We start from the raw sequence: 19,537 nt of genomic DNA, 5'->3' as shown, positions 1-19,537 counted from the left end.
AAAATACTGTACAATGAAAGTAGAACCTCACCTTAGATTTTTTCTCCATACATACTACTCTAAAAAAATTGCCACACTACCATTGCTAACTGTTTTTACTGGGGGTGCTTACTTATGAGCAATTGGTACAGTAAGACGAAAAATCAAACATTAATCGACCTAGAAACAAATGAACAGCAAGGTTTAACAGATGAAAACGTAAATGAACGTTTAAAGCAATATGGTTCTAATGAATTAGCTACCAAACAAAAACGTACTTTATGGCAGCGTGTTTTCGCCCAAATTAATGACGTCCTCGTATATGTCCTTATTATCGCTGCCCTTATTTCCGCCTTTGTAGGAGAGTGGGCAGATGCAAGTATTATCGCACTCGTTGTCATTTTAAATGCAGTTATTGGTGTCATCCAAGAGTCCAAGGCCGAGCAAGCCTTAGAGGCACTAAAGAAAATGGCAACACCTAAAGCCATCGTAAAGCGAGATGGTGAACTAAAAGAGATTCCATCTGAGCACGTCGTTCCAGGTGATATCGTTATGCTTGATGCTGGGCGGTATATCCCCTGCGATTTACGACTTATCGAAACTGCGAATTTAAAAATTGAAGAATCTGCTCTAACTGGTGAATCTGTCCCTGTCGATAAAGATGCAGTCTACCACCCTTCCATGCAAAGTGATGAGCAAGTACCATTAGGCGATCAAAAAAACATGGCATTTATGTCGACGTTAGTAACGTATGGACGTGGCGTCGGTGTTGCTGTTGAAACTGGGACGAACTCACAAATTGGCAAGATCGCTACCCTTTTACATGAAGCAGACGATGATATGACACCACTTCAAAAAAGCTTAGCACAGGTAGGAAAATATTTAGGATTTGTCGCTGTAGCTATTTGCGCTACTATGTTTCTCATCGGTTTTTTACAAGGAAGAGATACGTTAGAAATGTTTATGACCGCAATTAGTTTAGCTGTTGCAGCCATTCCAGAAGGCTTACCAGCTATCGTTTCCATCGTTCTTGCAATTGGTGTTCAGCGTATGATTAAACAAAACGTTATCATTCGTAAACTACCAGCTGTTGAAGCTCTCGGTTCTGTCACGATTATTTGTTCAGATAAAACAGGTACATTAACTCAAAATAAAATGACTGTTACTCACTTTTATAGTGATCGCACATACGACCAGCTAGAAAATTTGAATGTAAATAATGATGCACACCGTCTATTATTAGAAAATATGGTTTTATGCAACGATGCCTCTTACGGTGCCGACTCACAAACAGGGGATCCTACAGAAATTGCCCTTCTTGTTGCCGGAAGCTCTTTTAACATTCAAAAAGATCATTTAGAAAATAAATATGAACGTGTTAACGAATTGCCTTTCGATTCTGATCGTAAAATGATGTCAACTGTACATACGTACGATGAAGGCTACTATAGCATGACGAAAGGTGCTATTGATAAACTTTTACCTCACTGTAACCACATTTTTATAAATAATAAACTGGAGGTCCTAACAGATTCTGATAAAAATCAAATATTAGAAGCTGCCGGGTCGATGTCACAAGAAGCCTTAAGAGTACTTTCATTCGCATATAAACGATACGATTCAAACGATGTGGATATAAATCACCTCGAAGAAAATCTCATCTTTATCGGTCTTGTCGGTATGATTGATCCACCACGCACAGAAGTAAAAGATTCAATTACAGAATGTAAAAAAGCTGGTATTCGCACAGTTATGATTACTGGTGATCATAAGGATACCGCCTTTGCAATTGCCAAAGAACTTGGTATTGCTGAAGAAAAATCTGAAATTATGATCGGAACTGAATTAGATAACATTTCAGATACAGAGCTAGCAAGTAAAATTAATCACTTAAATGTCTTTGCTAGGGTTTCTCCAGAACATAAAGTGAAGATTGTAAAAGCATTACGTGCTGAAGGAAATATCGTTTCCATGACTGGTGACGGTGTAAATGATGCTCCTTCTTTAAAACAAGCGGATGTTGGAGTAGCGATGGGAATTACAGGAACAGATGTCGCAAAAGGCGCAGCAGATGTAGTTTTAACAGATGATAACTTCTCATCTATTGTGAAAGCTGTTGAAGAAGGAAGAAACATTTATCGTAATATTAAAAAGTCTATTCTCTTCCTCCTCTCTTGTAACTTCGGCGAAATTATCGCTTTATTTTTAGCCATTTTACTTGGCTGGGCGACACCACTACGACCTATTCACATTTTGTGGGTAAATTTAATTACAGATACACTGCCTGCATTATCACTTGGTGTTGATCCTGAAGATCCAGATGTGATGAAGGACAAACCACGACATGCGAAAGAAAGCTTATTTAGCGGCAGCGTTCCTTTTCTTATTTTCAATGGGGTTGTAATTGGACTTCTTACTTTAACAGCCTTTATCGTCGGGGCAAAGCTCTATACAGGAGATACAAATTTATTTCCTCTCTTCCCAGATCAAATTGATGAAGACGCTCTATTACACGCTCAAACGATGGCATTTGTCGTTCTTAGTTTTTCTCAACTCGTTCATTCATTTAACTTACGTTCAAGAACGAAATCAATTTTTTCAATTGGGATATTTACAAATAAATATTTAGTCTTCTCACTTCTAATCGGTGTTCTTATGCAAGTGTGTATCATCTCCATCCCACCTCTTGCCAATATATTTGGTGTGCATGCATTAACAATGCGAGATTGGGGATTTGTTCTTTTGTTAAGTATCATCCCGCTTGTTGTGAATGAAATCATTAAATTATTTAAGAGAAAATAAAGTGCAACTTGAATCAGTGGGGATTTTGTTCATCCCCACTAATTATTAGCAGGCAAATAGCGAATAAAAGGCACTGAGGAATATTCCTCAGTGCCTTTTTGTTTATCCTTGTAATTCTTTTTTAATGTTTTCTGTTAATGTAGCCATACGCTTACGACTTTCTTCACGCTCACGTTTATTTTGCTCTTCAATTTGTTGTGTTTCTTGCATACCTCTTGAAATAATGTTCCAAGTTTCCTCAAGTGTTTCCATCTTAATACTAGAAGAACCTGATATTCTCGCTACTTCCACACTTTGAGTTGCGATATTTTGTGCATTTTTCTTAAGTAATTCATTTGTACGGCGATCAAGTTCAGCCATAGAGTCCGCAACAAGCTTTTGACGTTTCGCATTTACCGCTTGAATGATACCATTTTTAAAGATAGGAATCGTTGTAATAAATGCTGTATTGATTTTACCGATTAATTTATTGTTACCGCGTTGAATCATACGAATTTGTGGCGCTGTTAATAGAGCAACCATACGTGCTTTTTCTAAATCATCAATACGTTGTTCTAAAATTTCAACAGAGTTTTTAAGCGATTCTAATTCAATACCTGCTAACTGATCATTATTACGTATGCGTTCTTCGTACATCGGAACTAACTCTGTATTTAAACGCTCTAATAACATTTCTCCTGCTACTACGTATTTTTCTAAGTCTAAATAATACTTTAAGTTTTGCTCATATAAACCATCTAACGTACCAATTGATTTTTTCATTTCATCTTGATACTTCGTAATTTCTACGTATACTTTATCCATTTCGCGACCCATCGTCTGATACTTACTAAAGATTTGTTCAATCATTTTATCTGCTTTTTTGAACATACGTGAGAAGAAACCACTTTTCTCTTCCGCAAAGTCTTTACTATCAAATCTGTCCATAATTTTACCAAGCTGTTTTAATAATTCACCAGAGTCTTCTACTTTCGATAAAGACATTGTATGTAAAATTTGATCAGCGAAACGTGAAATCTCCATAGAAGGCTCTTTTCCAAGCTCGATTAATTCTAATTGGTCTTTAATGTCTACTGCATTATAAATACGTTGTACTTCAGCATCTTGTCTAAGCTGCAAGCGAACATCTTGTGCGGTTTGCTCATTCAATTCTGTTTTCGAATCTAGTACGACTGGGTTATTCATATGGTATTCTCCCTTTCCTTATAAAAATGGACGAAATAGTCCTTTTATTGTTTGTGATAAATTTTTATAGGCTGATGAACCATGAAATTCAAGATCGAAATTAACTTCTTCAAGCCAATGTGAATCAAATGCTCCTGATTCAATATACGGTTCAATATCGTTTCTCCCCGTTGGATTAAAGTGGAATACATCTACTCCAATTTGATTTAAAAATAGTAATAACACAGCATCAGAACGACTTAATTCTCCGCTCTTCTCATTATTAAATATAACAATTTTCGGTACTTCTTGCGAATAATCAAATTTCTCAAGCTGCTCTAAAATGTTCGGTGGTATTTGAGAGAGTTGTGCGAAAACATACAGTGCTACATCTTGTTTCGTCTCTTTCGCAATTGGTTTACACATTCCACTTTCACACGTATGGATGATTGCTTCTGCAATACCATGTTGTAATCCTTCTGGTAAACGCTTATGTGGCCACCAATGGCTGTTCATAATTAAATCCGGATGTAACTTCCCCCCGCGGTCCAATGCATCTCGATAATGATATTGGAAATTCGCTTTTTGTTCTTTCGTAAACGGGAATGTATTAATCAAGAAACTGTTATCAAATGATGTAACAGCCTTTAATCGCTGAAAATATTCTTTATCATTCTTTGAAACACCTGATATTTTTGCAAATAAAGAAGGAATATAAATATGTTTATTTTCAACAAAGAATGTTGGACGTACAAATGCCTTTTCTTTCGTAATTAAAAAAAGTTCATCGTACGTCGTTTTGAGCGTACGGGCTACAGGTGTATACGAACGGAATTGCCACGGTTTGTATAATAATGAATTATCGTGGTGAAGTACTTGCTCGATTTCTTTTGAAGCTTGATAAGCTACCGTTGCGACGCGTTCACGACGCCGATCAGGAAATGGTTCCAATGAAATACGGCCGGAATGTGCTACGACAAAGGTCTTTCCTTCCTCATCTACACTCTCAAATCCATCTTTTCCTTCTGGGTGATAATAAAGCACATCGCAGCCGAGCATAATAAGAAAGTATAAGAAATATATACGACTCTCCGTCGCATCACCGTACCAAACGATACGCGGCATTTGTTTCTTATAATTAATCGTAGAGAACCACTTCGCTACGTAATTTTCACTTAATTTAATCATATCGATTAAGAAACGCCGGAATCCTTCTGTTTTTAAAGATTGATTATGTTGTTTCTCATACAATTTCAAGATAGAAATAAACGTCGTATGTATATAATGCTGTAAATCAGGATTGTCTACTTGCGGTAATAGTTGTTTCCCAGACAAATGTGCTACAAGCCTATTTACTGTAAGTCCATTCGGCGCTTCTTGATGTAATGCAAAAACTTCTTGAATATGGCGCAGTTTTTCGGGATCAATCACCTTATTTAAATTTTGTTCATGCAAAACCTCGATCCCTTTTGCTTCACTATAATCAAATAGCTCATTGAAATATTCATCTACATCATTAGGAACACCAAGAATGCGAGTTGCTATATAACTAAATTTCATCTCATTCTCTGTCAGTTCGTATTGTGGGCGTTTTTCTAAAGGCGCTTCAAATTGCTTTAAATCTGATTCATCTTTTAATGCACATGGTTGAAGTGTAAAACGTGAAAACACAACAGTTCACCTCCAAAAACATTTACGTTTTTTATAAAGTCTCTCTTCTATTATAAACTATTTTTAGTTATAAAAAATGGGCGCTCGCATAACGAGCAAACCCATTTCAATTATTTATGTTCATTTTTAGTAGCTGCAACTTCTTCTTTAGCTTGTCCAGAATTCTTCATGTAGTGAAGTATAAATGTTGCTCCAAACGCTATAACTAAAATAATAAAGAACAGCATATGACTTACTTCAATATGAACGACAGACAATAGCATTTTTGCTGCAATAATTAAGATTAAAATATATGCTGTCGTTTCAAGTTCTGGAATACGCTCTAACAATTTTAAGAATACGCCAGCGATACCGCGCATCATTAAAATACCGAGCATTCCACCTAATAGTAAAATCCAAACTTCATTCGATACACCAAATGCAGCAAGTACACTATCTACAGAGAATGCGATATCCATTAACTCAACCATCGCAACCGTTCCCCAGAAGACACCAAACATTCTGAAGAGAATACTATTTTGGTTCATACCATGAGCTTCCTCTTCTTCTGCATTACCTTTTCGTTTATCAATGAAGTATTTAATTGATAGCCAAGCTAAGTAAAGTGCACCTAACACTTTTACCCATGCTAATTTAATTAAGAACATTCCGATTCCAATTGCAATAAAACGGAATACATAAGCTCCAATAAGTCCATAGAATAATGCTTTTTTTCGTTTTTCTTCTGGAAGATGTTTTACCATTACCGCTAACACAAGTGCATTGTCAGCAGATAATAACCCTTCAAGTACAACAAGTGTACCTATTAACCCCCAAGATACTGGATCTTGTAACACTTTAATCCACATGTCCAAGTCGAAAAACTGAGCATACGTATCAAGGATTCCTTGCAAAATACTCATCTTACCTTTATCCCCTATTCTTTGCTAGATTTATAGAAAGGTCAAAAAAAGGAAACGAATACCGTTTCCCTTCTTATGCATCCAAGCCATACGCTCTTACAAGCGCACCTAATCCACCTTGGAATCCACTTCCTACTGCACTAAACTTCCACTGTCCATTATGACGATATAATTCACAAAAGACAACTGCTGTTTCAATGGAGAAATCTTCCCCTAAATCAAAACGAAGAACTTCTTCGTTTGTTTCTTCATTTGCTAAACGAACGAATGCATTTGCAACCTGTCCAAAGTTTTGATTACGGCCTTCTCCATCATAAATTGTAACTGTAATAGCGATTTTATGAACATCTGCTGGAACCTTTTTCAAATCGACAACAAGTTGCTCATCATCACCTTCACCTGCACCTGTACGGTTATCTCCTGTATGTAAAACTGATTCACAAGGAGACTGTAAATTATTATAGAAAATAAAATCAGTTTCCTTCGTGCATTTCCCGTTCGCATCTAATAAAAAGGCAGATGCATCTAAATCGAAATCAGATCCACCATCATAAGATTTAATATCCCATCCAAGACCAATTACTGCTCTTGATAAACCTGGGCTTGTTTTAGCTAAATCGATTTTCTGTCCTTTTTGCAATTGAATAACCATATATATTCACCTCTATATCTTAATTTTAAAAAATATATCCATCAGTAAATATGCGTTTCACTGATGGATATATAAATCTATTACTCTACATCTAAACCAAAGTTATTACATAGAGAACCTAATCCACCTTGGAATCCACTTCCGATTGCATTGAATTTCCACTCACCTGCGTGACGGTATAATTCGCTTACTACTACAGCTGTTTCAATAGAGAAATCTTCTCCTAAATCATAACGAATTAATTCTGCATTCTTTTCTTCATCCATAATACGTACGAAAGAATTAGAAACTTGTCCGAAGTTTTGGCTGCGGCCTTCTCCATCATAAATTGTAATTGTGAAACAAATGCGCTCAATGTTAGCAGGAACATTTTTTAAGTCTATTTTAATTGCTTCATCGTCGCCTTCACCTTCACCTGTACGGTTATCTCCTAAATGCTCTACAGCACCATTCGCACCTTTTGGGTTATTATAGAAGACGAAATCCTCTGCACCTGAAACTTTACCGTTAGCACCTACTAAGAAGATACTAACATCTAAATCGAAATCATTTTGTCCGTCATAACGATTCGTATCCCAACCAAGTCCTACAAGAACTTTCGAAAGACCTGGATTTGTTTTTGTTAAGTCTACCTTTTGTCCTTTTTTCAATGAAATAGATGCCATATTATACTATTCCTCCTTGGTTTATTTTATTGGTAACGTGATACAATCTCACTTAAGTTTTTATCTTGTGTTCCTTCTCCAACTGCTGAAAACTTCCATTCGTTTCCGTGTCGGTACATTTCACCTGCAATTAAAGTCATTTTGCCAGCATAATTATCTGACAAGTTATAACGCGCTAATTCTTCACCTGTTTGTGGGTTTTGAATACGAATATATGCATTGCGAATCATCCCAAAGTCTTGACGACGATTTACACAGTCATAAATATTTACAACGAATACTAAACGATTAATACGGCTCGGAACTTTATGTAATTCTACGAAAATTGTTTCGTCGTCACCAGCGCCTTCACCTGTTAAATTATCTCCTGAATGAATAATACTACCACAAGTAGAAAGTTTATTTCCGAAGTAAACTAAATCATTTTTGTTTAAAAAACGATCCTCTTCTAACATAACAACTGATGCATCACAATCTACATTTGGTTTACTTCCAAATAACGAAGACAGAAATCCACCTGATTGCCCAATTGGATCCCAGCCTAAGCCAACCTGTAGTTTTGCTACTTTTGGTTGTCCTTTCGTTAAATCGATTTTTTGACCTTTTTCTAAAATAATAGGCATGAAGTTTCTTCCTTTCTACAAAGCATTTTCCGAATCGGAAAACATTGTATTCTTCTCTTATATTGTAGCATTATTTATCTAATGAGAAAAAGGATAAATTCTCAATTATATGAAAACAGATACTATATTTATTTATACTGATGTAATAAGTGGTAAATAGAGCCAATCATTCCTGCACAATTACCGCTTTGCGCAAGTTTAATCTCACAATTACTATAAATCTCTTGATTTAAGTATGTTCCTATCTCTTCCTTCACTTCATTTAAGAAATCATCGCCTCTTTCAGTAATTCCCCCACCAATAATAATCATTTTCGGATTAAAAATATAAGCAAGATTGCTAATACCAATCGCCAAATGTTTAAAGAAAATCTTCACGGCTTGAGTAACACCGCTATCACCCTTATCATATAATTCGAAAATTGTTTTACCATCCCACTCCTTTTTACCTTTATATCTTCGTACAAGATGAATTAATCCCGAAATTGAGGCAACCTCCTCAAAAGTTTTCCCTTCTATTAACATGTTCCCCCATTCCCCAGCTCCAAACGAATGTCCACGGTATAACTCCCCATTTATAACAATTGCTCCACCAATGCCCGTTCCAAGCGTAAGCATAATAAAATCGCTTTCTCCCCTCCCTGTACCTTTCCATTTCTCGCCTAAGGCTGCACAATTAACATCATTTTCAATAGATACAGGAACTTTTAATACTTCTTGTAATCTCTCAACAATAGAAATATTAGCATAATGCGGAATATGATCCACACCTCCCGTTATAACTCCTTTATCAATATCAACAATTCCCGCTGTACTAATACCAATTCCGGAAATAGTATGTTCAGTCATTAACTTTTTTGATAAATATATAAGCTTTTGAACAATTTGTTCCCCGCCCAAGTGAATTTCTGTTGAGACCTTTTTATGTATTAGTACTCCCCCTATTTCTGAAACAATTCCATATTTAATTTGCGTACCACCAATATCAAATGCAATATATTCTTTCATCCGTTGCCACTTCCTCTACTGTTATGAGTATAAGTTCTCCATCACTCTACTATTTGCAAGGAATTTACATTAACTCTTTTCTCCCTTTAGAAATACACCACCTTTTTCTATATATAGTTTTTTTTGCATAAAACTCTTTTTCCTATGAAATATTACAAAGGGGTGTATTTTAGATGGAACAATAATTTTTTCTTCAGGAGGAAAACAATGACAAAAATATTCATTTTAGCATCAACACTTTCTTTATCCTTTTTTAGTGGCTTAAATATTGGTAATGCTGCAACTGAAAATTTCCATCCAATAACAAACGCTATTGTACAAAATAACGATAATTTAGCAGAAGGTAATTCAAAAGATAATAATAAACCTCCAGGAAACAATGGTTCTCAGGACGATAGTGGTTCTGACGGCAGTGGTTCTGACGGCAACGGCTCTGGTGGAAATGGTTCTGGTGGTAACGGTTCTGGTGGTAACGGTTCTGGTGGCAACGGTTCTGGTGGTAACGGTCCTGACGGCAACGGCTCTGGTGGCAATGGTTCTGGCGGCAGTGGTTCTGACGGCAGTGGTTCTGGTGGCAATGGTTCTGGTGGCAACGGTTCTGGTGGCAGTGGTTCTGGTGGTAACGGTTCTGGTGGCAATGGCTCTGGTGACAATGGCTCTGGTGGCAATGGCTCTGGTGACAACGGCTCTGGTGACAACGGCTCTGGTGGCAACGGTTCTGGTGGTAACGGTTCTGGTGGCAATGGTTCTGGTGGCAACGGTTCTGGCGGCAATGGTTCTGGTGGCAACGGTTCTGGTGGCAATGGTTCTGGTGACAATGGCTCTGGTGGCAACGATTCTGGCGGCAACGGTTCTGGTGGCAATGGTTCTGGTGGCAGTGGCTCTGGTGGCAGTGGCTCTGGTGGCAGTGGCTCTGGTGGCAGTGGCTCTGGTGGCAATGGCTCTGGTGGCAACGGCTCTGGTGGCAGTGGTTCTGGTGGCAGTGGCTCTGGTGGCAACGGTTCTGGTGGCAACGGTTCTGGTGGCAGTGGTTCTGGTGGCAACGGTTCTGGTGGCAGTGGTTCTGGTGGCAGTGGTTCTGGTGGCAGTGGCTCTCAGGGAGGCAACCGTGTTAAAGGCGACAGCAGTTCTCAAGGTGGCAATGGCTCTCAGGGAGGCAACCGCGTTAAAGGCGATAGCAGTTCTCAAGGTGGCAATGGCTCTCAGGGAGGCAACCGCGTTAAAGGCGATAACGGCTCTCAAAATGGTAAAGTAAAAGATAATTCAGTAAAACAAGGTGATAAGTTACCTAATACTGCAACACATTATCCTGCTTCTATTTTAATTGGTCTTTCAACATTCCTAATTGGTGTGTTACTATTTATTCGTCGTAAAAACGCAAAATAAAAACATCATCCTTCCATCTAAAAAATACATGTAATAAATTATAAGACTAAAAAGGACTTTGGATTGCATTTTATTATGCAATCCAAAGTCCTTTTTATCATCTATAAGAAAGCGTATTAATACGCTTTTCCCCAATACACCGTCTGCTTCGCTTTTTTACTACAGCAAATACATTCGTCAGCTAAACTTTCTTGTTCGAACGGAATACAACGTGAAGATACTCCAACTTCTTCTTTTAGTTTTTCTTCACAAGCTAGTTCTCCGCACCACATTGCTTTAATAAACCCTTGTTTTTCATCAGCTATTTTTTTCATCTCTTCGAAATTCGTCACACTATAAGTACTCTCATCTCTAAATACTTTTGCTTTACTAAATAAAGAATGATGAATCTCCTCAAGTAATGATGGGATGCGCTCTTCTAATTGATCCATTGCTATAAACTCTTTTTCTTTCGTATCTCGCCTTACAAGTACAACTTGATTCTTTTCAATATCCTTTGGACCAACTTCTAATCTAATTGGAACACCCTTCATTTCATACTCATTAAATTTCCAGCCAGGTGTTTTATTACTAGCATCTATTTTTACTCTCGCAACCTTTTGAATATGCCCTTGCAACTCTGTTGCTTTTTCTAAAACTCCTTCTTTATGCTGAGCAATAGGTACGATAACAACTTGTAATGGTGCAACTTTTGGCGGCATTACAAGTCCGTTATTATCGCTATGAACCATAATAAGTCCACCTATCATTCTTGTTGATACACCCCAAGATGTTTGGTGTACGTATTGCCACTTACCATTACGATCTAAAAACTTAATATCAAACGCTTCTGAGAAGTTCGTTCCAAAGTTATGAGATGTTCCTGTTTGAAGTGCTTTTCCATCATGCATTAAACTTTCAATCGTATAAGTTGCCTTCGCTCCTGCAAACTTTTCTTTTTCTGTTTTTTGCCCTTTAATAACCGGAATCGCTAAATACTCTTCACAAAAAGCAGCATATAGATTTAAAATATTTAATGTTTCAATTTGAGATTCTTCTGCCGTTTCATGAATCGTATGACCTTCTTGCCATAAAAATTCAGTTGTACGAAGGAATGGTCTCGTCGTCTTCTCCCAACGAACTACTGAACACCACTGGTTATATAACTTTGGTAAATCATTATATGATTGAACAATTTTTGAAAAATGCTCACAAAATAGAGTTTCAGATGTAGGACGTATACAAAGTCTTTCCGCTAACTTTTCATCCCCGCCATGTGTAACCCATGCTACTTCAGGAGCAAACCCTTCAACATGATCCTTCTCTTTTTGCAATAAACTCTCTGGGATGAACATTGGCATATACACATTTTCATGGCCAGATTCTTTTAACTTTTCATCCATTACTTTCTGCATATTCTCCCATAAGGCATAACCGTACGGACGCAGAATCATACACCCTTTTACACTTGAATAATCAACAAGTTCAGCTTTTTTTACAATATCGGTATACCACTGCGCAAAGTCCTCTTCCATCTTCGTAATGGCTTGCACTTGTTCTTTTGCCATAGTCAGTCTTCCTCCTTCTAGAAAATACAAAAAAGCCCGCGCCCCTAAATAGGGACCGAGCTTTGCCGGCGTTACCACCCTGATTCATACACAAAAATTGTATATGCTCTCTTTTTGATAACGGGAATTTCCCGCTGCATATGCAGAACTCAAAGGTAGGTTCCATATCGCCTTTTTAAGAATCTTCCAGCCAAAAGGATTCTCTCTCTGTAAAAAGGTAAGACATGTACTATTCCTTTTTCATCGTTATAACAAAATAAATTTGTTGAATATCATAATATAAATTTCATTTCAAAACAAGAGCCAATTTTCTTATTTTTATACATTATTTTCAATTATCACTGTTTTATACATAACTTTTCCGAACTATTTTTACAAGTTGATGAGCAACCATACCAATTAGTGTACCAATTAAAACGAAGAAACAAATAAATCCGTATCCCATTCCTTCCCATCCACCAATAGCGATCATTGTTACAGGAAAGAAAGCTAAACAAAGAAGTACTAAACTAAGTGCAAATATAATATCAAACTGTTTGTCTGGAAAACGTTTCTTTAGTAAATATGACATAAAAAATACAAGGAGAATCGTGACCCCACCAATGATGTAAAAGATACCAAATCCATCTAACCAATCCATGGTATTCCCTCCTTCCATTCATTCCCTTATACTTATTATATGTTTAATTTTTCTGAAAATAAACAATAAAATTTTATTCAGAAATACATTTTTATTACCAGGTATTAATAGTAATATATAAGAATAGGTTTTATATAATCAGGAGGTAAATTTTATGGATAAAGCATTAACAAATCACGTCATTATTTTATCTTTCGACTGCTTATCAGCTTTAGATTTTCCTATATTACAAAAACTACCTAATTTCAAAACTTTAATAAAAAGGGGCGCGATTGCAAAAAAAGTGGAGCCAATTTATCCTTCTGTAACATATCCAAGCCACTCAACAATCGTAACCGGTAATTATCCTAATAAGCATGGTGTTGTCAGCAATACATTACTTCAACCAGGACGTGAGTCACCAGATTGGCATTGGTATCGAAAGTCCATTAAAGGAACAACTTTATATGATGAAGCACGCAAAGCAAATTTAACGACAGCAGCCCTTCTATGGCCTGTTACTGGAAGAGCAAATATCGATTACAATTTACCAGAAATTTTTCCAAATAGACCGTGGCAAAATCAAATTTTAGTTTCATTATTTAGCGGTAGCCCGCTATATCAATTAGATTTAAATCGTCGCTTCGGCCATATACGAAATGGATTGTCACAGCCTGAGCTTGATGATTTCGTCCTTGCTTCTGCCGTACATACAATTCAGACGAAAAAGCCTAATGTTATATTTGTACATTTCACTGATTTAGATACTCAAAGACATTACCATGGCTTCGAGTCCGAGGAAACAGTAGCTGCAATCCATAGACACGACGAACGCCTTGGAAAAATTATTCACGCATTAAAAGAAAGCGGGATATACGAAGAAAGTACAATTATTGCACTTGGCGACCATAGCGCTTTAAGTGAAAACAAAGCAATCCAATTAAATGTCCTATTCCGTCAAAAAGGACTTATATCCGTAAATAAAAGTGGAAAGTTACTAGATTGGAAAGCTTATTGCCAAAGCTGTGATGGATCTGCCTACGTACATGTAAGAGATAAAAATGATACTGAAACGATTAAAGAGATTCAACTTCTTCTTGAAGGGCTTCTTCAAGATAAACAAAATGGAATTGAATTTATTCTGCACGATGAAGATGCAAAAGAACGTGGTGCTGATGGTAATTGCTTATTTATGCTAGAAGCCATGGAAGGTTATTACTTCATTGAAAATTATACAGGTGATTTCATAAAAGAAATTACTAAAAAAGATGTTACTTCTAGTAAGAAATATACATTTGGAACACACGGATATTCCCCAACAAAACCTAACTATGAAACAATTTTTATGGCTGCTGGGAAAGGCATAAAAAGTGGCGTTACAATCCCGTATATGAGACTGATTGATGAAGGTCCCACTATTGCTAGGTTACTCGGTTTGCACTTAGGTGAAACAGACGGAGCAATTGTAGAGGATTTACTTCAATTGTAAAGAACTGTGTATATATGTAAAAGTTATGTAAAAATCATCACTGTTTCTCTTTTTACAATTTTTATTTTTGTACACTGATAGTAGAACAAATTTAAGGGGGAACATTATATGAAAAAAATGTCCAGACAAGAAAAAAGCTGGATATTATATGATTGGGCAAACTCGGTATATTCGCTCGTCATTACAACTGCATTATTTCCAATTTACTTTAAAGCAGCTGCAAAAGAAGCTGGATTATCTGGTGCAACTTCAACAGCCTATTGGGGATATGCAAACTCGTTCGCTACACTTTTAATTTCTATACTCGCTCCTATTCTCGGTACAGTTGCTGATTATAAAGGATTTAAAAAACGATTTTTCACATTCTTCTTTGGGCTTGGTATCGTATTTACAAGTATGCTAGCAGTTGTTCCAACATCTCAGTGGTACTTATTACTAGGATGCTATATGCTCGCATTAGTTGGCTTTGCTGGAGCAAATATTTTTTATGATGCATTTTTAATAGATGTTACATCTAAAGATAGAATGGACCGAATTTCTACAAGAGGCTTTGCATTAGGTTATATTGGGAGCACAATTCCTTTTATCGGTTGTATTGCTCTTATTATTCTTGCTCAAAAAGGAACTATCCCCTTATCAGTCGGCATTGCTAGTCAAATTTCTTTCGCAATAACAGCTCTTTGGTGGGGACTATTTACAATTCCAATGCTAAAAAATGTAGAGCAAACACACTATATTGAACGCCATCCAAGACCAATTGCAATGAGCTTCAAGCGCCTTGCTAATACTTTTAAAAATATTAAAGAATATAAAACTGTATTTATGTTCCTAATAGCTTACTTTTTCTACATTGACGGGGTAGATACAATTATCACTATGTCTACTGCTTACGGAACAGATCTCGGCATTAGTGCAACTAATCTATTAGTCATCTTATTTGTAACACAAATTGTCGCTTGTCCATTCGCTTTATTATATGGAAAACTATCGGAAACATTTACCGGTAAAAAAATGCTATATGTCGGTATTATTATTTATATCATTATTTGCACATATGCTTATTTCTTAAAAACGACACTAGATTTCTGGATTTTAGCAATGCTGGTTGCTACTTCTCAGGGCGGGATTCAAGCACTTAGCCGTTCTTATTTCGCAAAACTAGTACCGAAAGAATCTGCAAATGAATTCTTCGGGTTTTATAATATCTTTGGTAAATTCGCAGCAATTATGGGTCCAGTATTAGTAGGTGTCACAACACAATTAACAGGAAAAACGAACGCTGGTGTCCTTAGTATTATTGTCCTATTTATTATCGGCGGATTCTTATTAACTAGAGTACCTGAAAATGATACGTCCGTTACACCACCTAATCCGAAAACTAAAACAATATAAGAAAAAGATCCTCTTCAAACGAGAAGAGGATCTTTTTTATTTTTAACGATAACGTCGTACAATTAAAAACTCTACAGCCTGTACAAAAATAGTTTATCGACAGTTGTTCCTAATACTTCTGCTAACCGGAATGCTAGCGCTAAGCTTGGATCATACTTATTATTCTCAATTGCATTTATCGTCTGTCTTGATACGTTACACTTATCAGCTAATGCACCTTGTGAAATATTCTTTTCAGTGCGTAATTCATAGATTTGATTTTTCACACCGTTTCTCCTAACCTGTAAAATCATTTTTACAACATCAGTATATAGTTGGTACATTTCATTGTCAAAAGATTTCCATAGAAAAAGGAAGCAAACATGCTCCCTCACGATACTTATTTCGAAATTAAAGAATTGGTTAACTCCTTTTGATTTGCGTCTTCTTCTTTATTTATAATATTTTCACTTATCTTCATGCGTAAAACTGGTACAATCGCTAATAAAACAAATGACATCGCTATACAAAATACAATAACTAGTGAAGTCATTTCCTTCAATCCCCCAGCTAGTGAAGTTCCAATTAGCATTGCACCCATAAACAGTGGTAAAATTGTCCCATTTACCCTTCCAATCATATTTTCTGGTACAAGTTGAATCATAATCGTACCGACAACGATATTGACACAGGCTAAACAAATACCTGTTCCAAATCGCATCAAACTAGTAACCCAAAATGATGTAGACAACCCTTCGACTAAAAATGAGATTGCTAATATACTCATACCAAATACAAACATCTTTTTCGGATTTACTTTTGAAGCGAAAACTGCAGCAACAATACCACCGATTAGCATACCTATTCCATCCGCTGCTGCTAAATATTGAACAGCTTCTTTTTCCATGCCTAAACGTTCGATTACAAGGAATACTTCTAATGGGTTCGTTAATCCGACTGCTAAACCAATAATAGTAAAAGTAATTGTAATCATACGTAAATTTCGCGTGTGAAGAACGTATTTCCATCCTTCTTTTATATCATTTTTTAATGACCCTCTCACTGCTTGCTCTTGTTCAACCCATTTTGGTAAAAACGAAAGGACAATAGCCGATAACAAAAATAAAATGATCAAGCTATATAGTGACGTAAATAAACCAAGTTGTGTATACACAATTGACCCTACAACTGGTCCGAAAATCATAAATAACGACTGTAACGTTTGGTTAAATGCAATAGCATCCGCTACCTGTTCTTCTTTTACATAACGCTTAAATATACGTGAAGATGACGGTTGAGAAAACTGACCTACAATTGCGGAAACGAGTGTTGCGAAAAATATAGCCTGCCAATAATCAAGCTTTAACAACAAGAAAATCCCTATAATAGATAGTACACTTAATACATCTCCAGCAACCATCGTTCTCTTCGGATTCCAGCGATCTGCTAATGCACCACCGATGAATGAAAAAATAAAAATTGGTGCATATTCCATAACCGACAATAAAGAAACTGAAACCGGATCATTATTCGTTCGCTCCATAATAAAATACAAAAGAGCCATATTTCTGATCCAAATTGCAAATTGTTGTAAAATATCAGATGCCATAACGAGCATAAATGCTCGGTTTTTAAATAGAGTCTTCATCCTCATTCCTCCTTTTATAAACCGACCGTTCAGTCTAATTTATTTTGTAAGAAAAGCCGCTGACTTATTATTCAGCTGCCATCCCTTTTAACAATACATCTATTGCCTTTTTATAAATTCGTTTTAGCTCTTGGTAATCTAACTCATAGTAAAGTACTCCAAGCCCTGATAATAGCCCATTCACAATATACATGAGATCGCGAGTATTATCTTCACGGAACTCTCCAGACTTTATGCCTGTTTCAATTAATTTCTCAAAAATAATATACGATTCTCTAGTTAGAGCTAACATTTCATCTAAAATCTCTTTACTTACAACTTGGCTCATAGAAAATTCTTCTATTGCACTAGAAATAGGTTGCTGTATGTCCTCTACATAATATTCTGCGAGACCATATAATTTCTCAATATTAGTAACATACAACTTCTCTTTTTCATTCCATTTCTCAAGCCAATCATACGTATGCTGTTTCACTACAAATAAAAATAATTCTTCTTTACTTTTAAAGTGATAATAAATACTTCCTTTACTTCGCCCTGTAACTTCACAAATATCTTCCATAGATGTAGCTGCATAACCTTTTTGTGAAAACAGACTTTCTGCTTTATATGCAATTTCTTTCTTTATCTCTTCTGCACTTCTTCTCATATTCACACCTCACTAAACCGACCGTTCAGTCTAATAATAACAAATGAAAAACCTCTATCGCAAGAGGCTATATCCCTTATTTAAGAAAATGTATTTTCAAACCAAACTCAACTGAAATGTATTGCTCCAAATTCAATCCCGGTTTTAACAAGAAATACACCTCCAGCAACTAATATGAATAATGCCACTTTCCCTTTGTTTTTTACTTTCGATCCCCTTCCCCTCATTACGTTTATAAAATTTAAACAAACGTTTGTTTAACTGGTGTTATGTATATGTAAGCCAACTAATCAAACGTTTGTTTAAAAAGAAATACGCCCATATAAGGCGTATTCTCATCAATCCCCGCCACCACCGCAGCTACCTCCACTATCTCCGCCAAAAGATCCTCCGCAATCATGCGAGCCACCATCATGTGAACTATCACTATCAGATCCAGCAAAGAAAAATGATGGTGATGAGCTGTTAGACGTACTATGTGTATTACTCTTTTTAGTAAGATTTACTCTTCGTTTATTTGATCTAACTGATGCTGCAATCATCCAAATTAAAACACAAAATAGTAATGCCGCTATAACAAACCCCATATAAAAACCTCCCTTATTTTTCTAACAACTGAAGTACTCTCTCAATATTTTCAAGTGAAATAAAGCGCGATTCACGAAGAATTTCTTTCCCATTATAAAATAATAAAACTGTCGGCCCTGTAAGTACTGAATACCGCCCTGCAATCTCTTGCATGTCTTGTAGTAATATCTCTACTTTCTCTACGTGATCATAATTCTCTAATACGTAGTTTACTTTTCTTAACATGACATCACAAACACCACAATTTTCCGTTTTAATAAACAAAAGTACTAATTGTTGTTCTTCAATATATGTTGCTAATTCTTCTATCGTTTCAAATTTACTCATCTTATCCCTCTTAACGTAATTTACGAAATACTTTATCTTGATACATATGAAATGCTGAACTATCTTTAACCTTTCTCTTTTCCATTAACTGCTGAAATCGCAGCGTTTTTACCGTTAACTCTTCTTGTAATTTCTTTCTCTCTTCCTCATCATAGCAACAAGCGATTAAATCCTCTATTTTCAATATATCTTTTTGCATTTCCATTTCTGGTGGAATCATCCCTGCATTTTTCAAGATTTTATAACTCATTCTTAATTTTGGAGGTACCATTGAAAGATCTTCTAATTGTAGTGGTTTTCCTTGTCCCGGAATATTATCAAGATCACCATCCCGTATTGCTTGACGAATTTTTTCCTCAGCAATGTTCAAAAACACATCCACACTATCCCTCCTTTACATATTTTTACTATTATTTTACATGAAATTTCATCATCCTGCTATGTCATT

Annotated in this window: 20 protein-coding genes and 1 other annotated feature; of the genes, 4 read left to right on the top strand and 16 right to left on the bottom strand. The window is 36.2% G+C overall.

The genetic code is table 11. The features are described 5' to 3' along the window. Positions 1–114: 114 nt before the first annotated feature. A complete protein-coding gene (locus ACFWDE_RS07345; protein WP_377891154.1) occupies positions 115–2,781 on the top strand; it encodes a cation-translocating P-type ATPase in 2,667 nt (888 codons plus the stop codon). A gap of 102 nt (positions 2,782–2,883) precedes the next feature. Here the strand turns inward: ACFWDE_RS07345 and ACFWDE_RS07340 are convergent, their stop codons facing one another. The 7 genes from ACFWDE_RS07340 to ACFWDE_RS07310 form a co-directional block, all read right to left on the bottom strand. Next, on the bottom strand, positions 2,884–3,966 hold the full coding sequence (locus tag ACFWDE_RS07340) for a toxic anion resistance protein (protein ID WP_002113709.1): 1,083 nt from the start codon (positions 3,964–3,966) through the stop codon (positions 2,884–2,886). Positions 3,967–3,984: 18 nt separating this feature from the next. Further along, positions 3,985–5,616 carry a YceG family protein gene (locus ACFWDE_RS07335; RefSeq protein WP_377891151.1) on the bottom strand — a complete coding sequence of 544 codons (1,632 nt, stop codon included), beginning with the start codon at positions 5,614–5,616 and terminating at the stop codon, positions 3,985–3,987. Positions 5,617–5,726: 110 nt separating this feature from the next. After that, positions 5,727–6,518, bottom strand: a complete 792-nt coding sequence (locus ACFWDE_RS07330; RefSeq protein ID WP_002139507.1) for a TerC family protein — start codon at positions 6,516–6,518, stop codon at positions 5,727–5,729. Between the two features lie 73 nt (positions 6,519–6,591). Further along, positions 6,592–7,170, bottom strand: coding sequence for a TerD family protein (locus ACFWDE_RS07325; protein ID WP_002063649.1), 579 nt, complete (start codon positions 7,168–7,170; stop codon positions 6,592–6,594). An 80-nt stretch (positions 7,171–7,250) separates the two neighbouring features. Beyond that, positions 7,251–7,835 (bottom strand): TerD family protein, encoded by a 585-nt coding sequence (locus ACFWDE_RS07320; RefSeq protein ID WP_002063648.1) that lies wholly within the window; start codon positions 7,833–7,835, stop codon positions 7,251–7,253. 26 nt (positions 7,836–7,861) lie between these two features. Further along, positions 7,862–8,458: a TerD family protein gene (locus ACFWDE_RS07315; RefSeq protein ID WP_002063647.1), complete on the bottom strand. Its 597-nt coding sequence runs from the start codon at positions 8,456–8,458 to the stop codon at positions 7,862–7,864. A gap of 128 nt (positions 8,459–8,586) precedes the next feature. Continuing rightward, positions 8,587–9,465 (bottom strand): ROK family protein, encoded by an 879-nt coding sequence (locus tag ACFWDE_RS07310; protein ID WP_002010221.1) that lies wholly within the window; start codon positions 9,463–9,465, stop codon positions 8,587–8,589. A 207-nt stretch (positions 9,466–9,672) separates the two neighbouring features. On the opposite strand from ACFWDE_RS07310, the gene ACFWDE_RS07305 reads away from it, so the two are divergent. Continuing rightward, entirely contained in the window at positions 9,673–10,851 is a 1,179-nt protein-coding gene (locus ACFWDE_RS07305) for a cell wall anchor protein (RefSeq protein ID WP_377891242.1), read from the top strand. A 116-nt stretch (positions 10,852–10,967) separates the two neighbouring features. On the opposite strand, the gene proS is transcribed toward ACFWDE_RS07305, so the two are convergent. Together proS and ACFWDE_RS07295 are read right to left on the bottom strand one after the other, a co-directional pair. Continuing rightward, positions 10,968–12,398, bottom strand: a complete 1,431-nt coding sequence (proS, locus tag ACFWDE_RS07300) for a proline--tRNA ligase (protein WP_377891147.1) — start codon at positions 12,396–12,398, stop codon at positions 10,968–10,970. A gap of 47 nt (positions 12,399–12,445) precedes the next feature. Then, positions 12,446–12,651, bottom strand: a binding site (T-box leader). 93 nt (positions 12,652–12,744) lie between these two features. Continuing rightward, entirely contained in the window at positions 12,745–13,038 is a 294-nt protein-coding gene (locus ACFWDE_RS07295) for a YesK-like family protein (protein ID WP_002151635.1), read from the bottom strand. Positions 13,039–13,192: 154 nt separating this feature from the next. On the opposite strand from ACFWDE_RS07295, the gene ACFWDE_RS07290 reads away from it, so the two are divergent. Both ACFWDE_RS07290 and ACFWDE_RS07285 read left to right on the top strand, forming a co-directional pair. Beyond that, on the top strand, positions 13,193–14,506 hold the full coding sequence (locus ACFWDE_RS07290; protein ID WP_377891144.1) for an alkaline phosphatase family protein: 1,314 nt from the start codon (positions 13,193–13,195) through the stop codon (positions 14,504–14,506). A 108-nt stretch (positions 14,507–14,614) separates the two neighbouring features. After that, positions 14,615–15,898: an MFS transporter gene (locus ACFWDE_RS07285; RefSeq protein WP_377891141.1), complete on the top strand. Its 1,284-nt coding sequence runs from the start codon at positions 14,615–14,617 to the stop codon at positions 15,896–15,898. 71 nt (positions 15,899–15,969) lie between these two features. On the opposite strand, the gene ACFWDE_RS07280 is transcribed toward ACFWDE_RS07285, so the two are convergent. The 7 genes from ACFWDE_RS07280 to ACFWDE_RS07250 form a co-directional block, all read right to left on the bottom strand. Then, on the bottom strand, positions 15,970–16,221 hold the full coding sequence (locus ACFWDE_RS07280; protein ID WP_377891139.1) for a helix-turn-helix transcriptional regulator: 252 nt from the start codon (positions 16,219–16,221) through the stop codon (positions 15,970–15,972). A 56-nt stretch (positions 16,222–16,277) separates the two neighbouring features. After that, positions 16,278–17,525, bottom strand: coding sequence for an MFS transporter (locus ACFWDE_RS07275; protein ID WP_377891137.1), 1,248 nt, complete (start codon positions 17,523–17,525; stop codon positions 16,278–16,280). 67 nt (positions 17,526–17,592) lie between these two features. Next, positions 17,593–18,174: a TetR/AcrR family transcriptional regulator gene (locus tag ACFWDE_RS07270; protein ID WP_377891134.1), complete on the bottom strand. Its 582-nt coding sequence runs from the start codon at positions 18,172–18,174 to the stop codon at positions 17,593–17,595. Between the two features lie 107 nt (positions 18,175–18,281). Next, entirely contained in the window at positions 18,282–18,401 is a 120-nt protein-coding gene (locus tag ACFWDE_RS07265) for a histidine kinase (RefSeq protein WP_377891132.1), read from the bottom strand. Positions 18,402–18,512: 111 nt separating this feature from the next. Further along, entirely contained in the window at positions 18,513–18,761 is a 249-nt protein-coding gene (locus tag ACFWDE_RS07260; RefSeq protein WP_377891130.1) for a hypothetical protein, read from the bottom strand. A gap of 13 nt (positions 18,762–18,774) precedes the next feature. Then, positions 18,775–19,089: a thioredoxin family protein gene (locus ACFWDE_RS07255; protein WP_002113668.1), complete on the bottom strand. Its 315-nt coding sequence runs from the start codon at positions 19,087–19,089 to the stop codon at positions 18,775–18,777. Positions 19,090–19,099: 10 nt separating this feature from the next. Then, a complete protein-coding gene (locus ACFWDE_RS07250; RefSeq protein ID WP_377891127.1) occupies positions 19,100–19,471 on the bottom strand; it encodes a DnaJ family domain-containing protein in 372 nt (123 codons plus the stop codon). Between the last annotated feature and the right edge of the window lie 66 nt (positions 19,472–19,537).

This window comes from Bacillus sp. NPDC060175 (assembly GCF_042728695.1).
GTDB lineage: Bacteria > Bacillota > Bacilli > Bacillales > Bacillaceae_G > Bacillus_A.
Note: the sequence above shows the minus strand (reverse complement) of the source record. Positions and strands in the feature narration are given on the sequence as shown.

Bases quoted from the DNA above. Each gene is read 5' to 3' on its own strand.
- ACFWDE_RS07345 (WP_377891154.1), top strand. From the start codon at position 115: ATGAGCAATTGGTACAGTAAGACGAAAAATCAAACATTAATCGACCTA.
- ACFWDE_RS07340 (WP_002113709.1), bottom strand. From the start codon at position 3,966: ATGAATAACCCAGTCGTACTAGATTCGAAAACAGAATTGAATGAGCAA.
- ACFWDE_RS07330 (WP_002139507.1), bottom strand. From the start codon at position 6,518: ATGAGTATTTTGCAAGGAATCCTTGATACGTATGCTCAGTTTTTCGAC.
- ACFWDE_RS07325 (WP_002063649.1), bottom strand. From the start codon at position 7,170: ATGGTTATTCAATTGCAAAAAGGACAGAAAATCGATTTAGCTAAAACA.
- ACFWDE_RS07320 (WP_002063648.1), bottom strand. From the start codon at position 7,835: ATGGCATCTATTTCATTGAAAAAAGGACAAAAGGTAGACTTAACAAAA.
- ACFWDE_RS07315 (WP_002063647.1), bottom strand. From the start codon at position 8,458: ATGCCTATTATTTTAGAAAAAGGTCAAAAAATCGATTTAACGAAAGGA.
- ACFWDE_RS07310 (WP_002010221.1), bottom strand. From the start codon at position 9,465: ATGAAAGAATATATTGCATTTGATATTGGTGGTACGCAAATTAAATAT.
- ACFWDE_RS07305 (WP_377891242.1), top strand. From the start codon at position 9,673: ATGACAAAAATATTCATTTTAGCATCAACACTTTCTTTATCCTTTTTT.
- proS (WP_377891147.1), bottom strand. From the start codon at position 12,398: ATGGCAAAAGAACAAGTGCAAGCCATTACGAAGATGGAAGAGGACTTT.
- ACFWDE_RS07295 (WP_002151635.1), bottom strand. From the start codon at position 13,038: ATGGATTGGTTAGATGGATTTGGTATCTTTTACATCATTGGTGGGGTC.
- ACFWDE_RS07290 (WP_377891144.1), top strand. From the start codon at position 13,193: ATGGATAAAGCATTAACAAATCACGTCATTATTTTATCTTTCGACTGC.
- ACFWDE_RS07285 (WP_377891141.1), top strand. From the start codon at position 14,615: ATGAAAAAAATGTCCAGACAAGAAAAAAGCTGGATATTATATGATTGG.
- ACFWDE_RS07280 (WP_377891139.1), bottom strand. From the start codon at position 16,221: ATGTACCAACTATATACTGATGTTGTAAAAATGATTTTACAGGTTAGG.
- ACFWDE_RS07275 (WP_377891137.1), bottom strand. From the start codon at position 17,525: ATGAAGACTCTATTTAAAAACCGAGCATTTATGCTCGTTATGGCATCT.
- ACFWDE_RS07270 (WP_377891134.1), bottom strand. From the start codon at position 18,174: ATGAGAAGAAGTGCAGAAGAGATAAAGAAAGAAATTGCATATAAAGCA.
- ACFWDE_RS07265 (WP_377891132.1), bottom strand. From the start codon at position 18,401: ATGAGGGGAAGGGGATCGAAAGTAAAAAACAAAGGGAAAGTGGCATTA.
- ACFWDE_RS07260 (WP_377891130.1), bottom strand. From the start codon at position 18,761: ATGGGGTTTGTTATAGCGGCATTACTATTTTGTGTTTTAATTTGGATG.
- ACFWDE_RS07255 (WP_002113668.1), bottom strand. From the start codon at position 19,089: ATGAGTAAATTTGAAACGATAGAAGAATTAGCAACATATATTGAAGAA.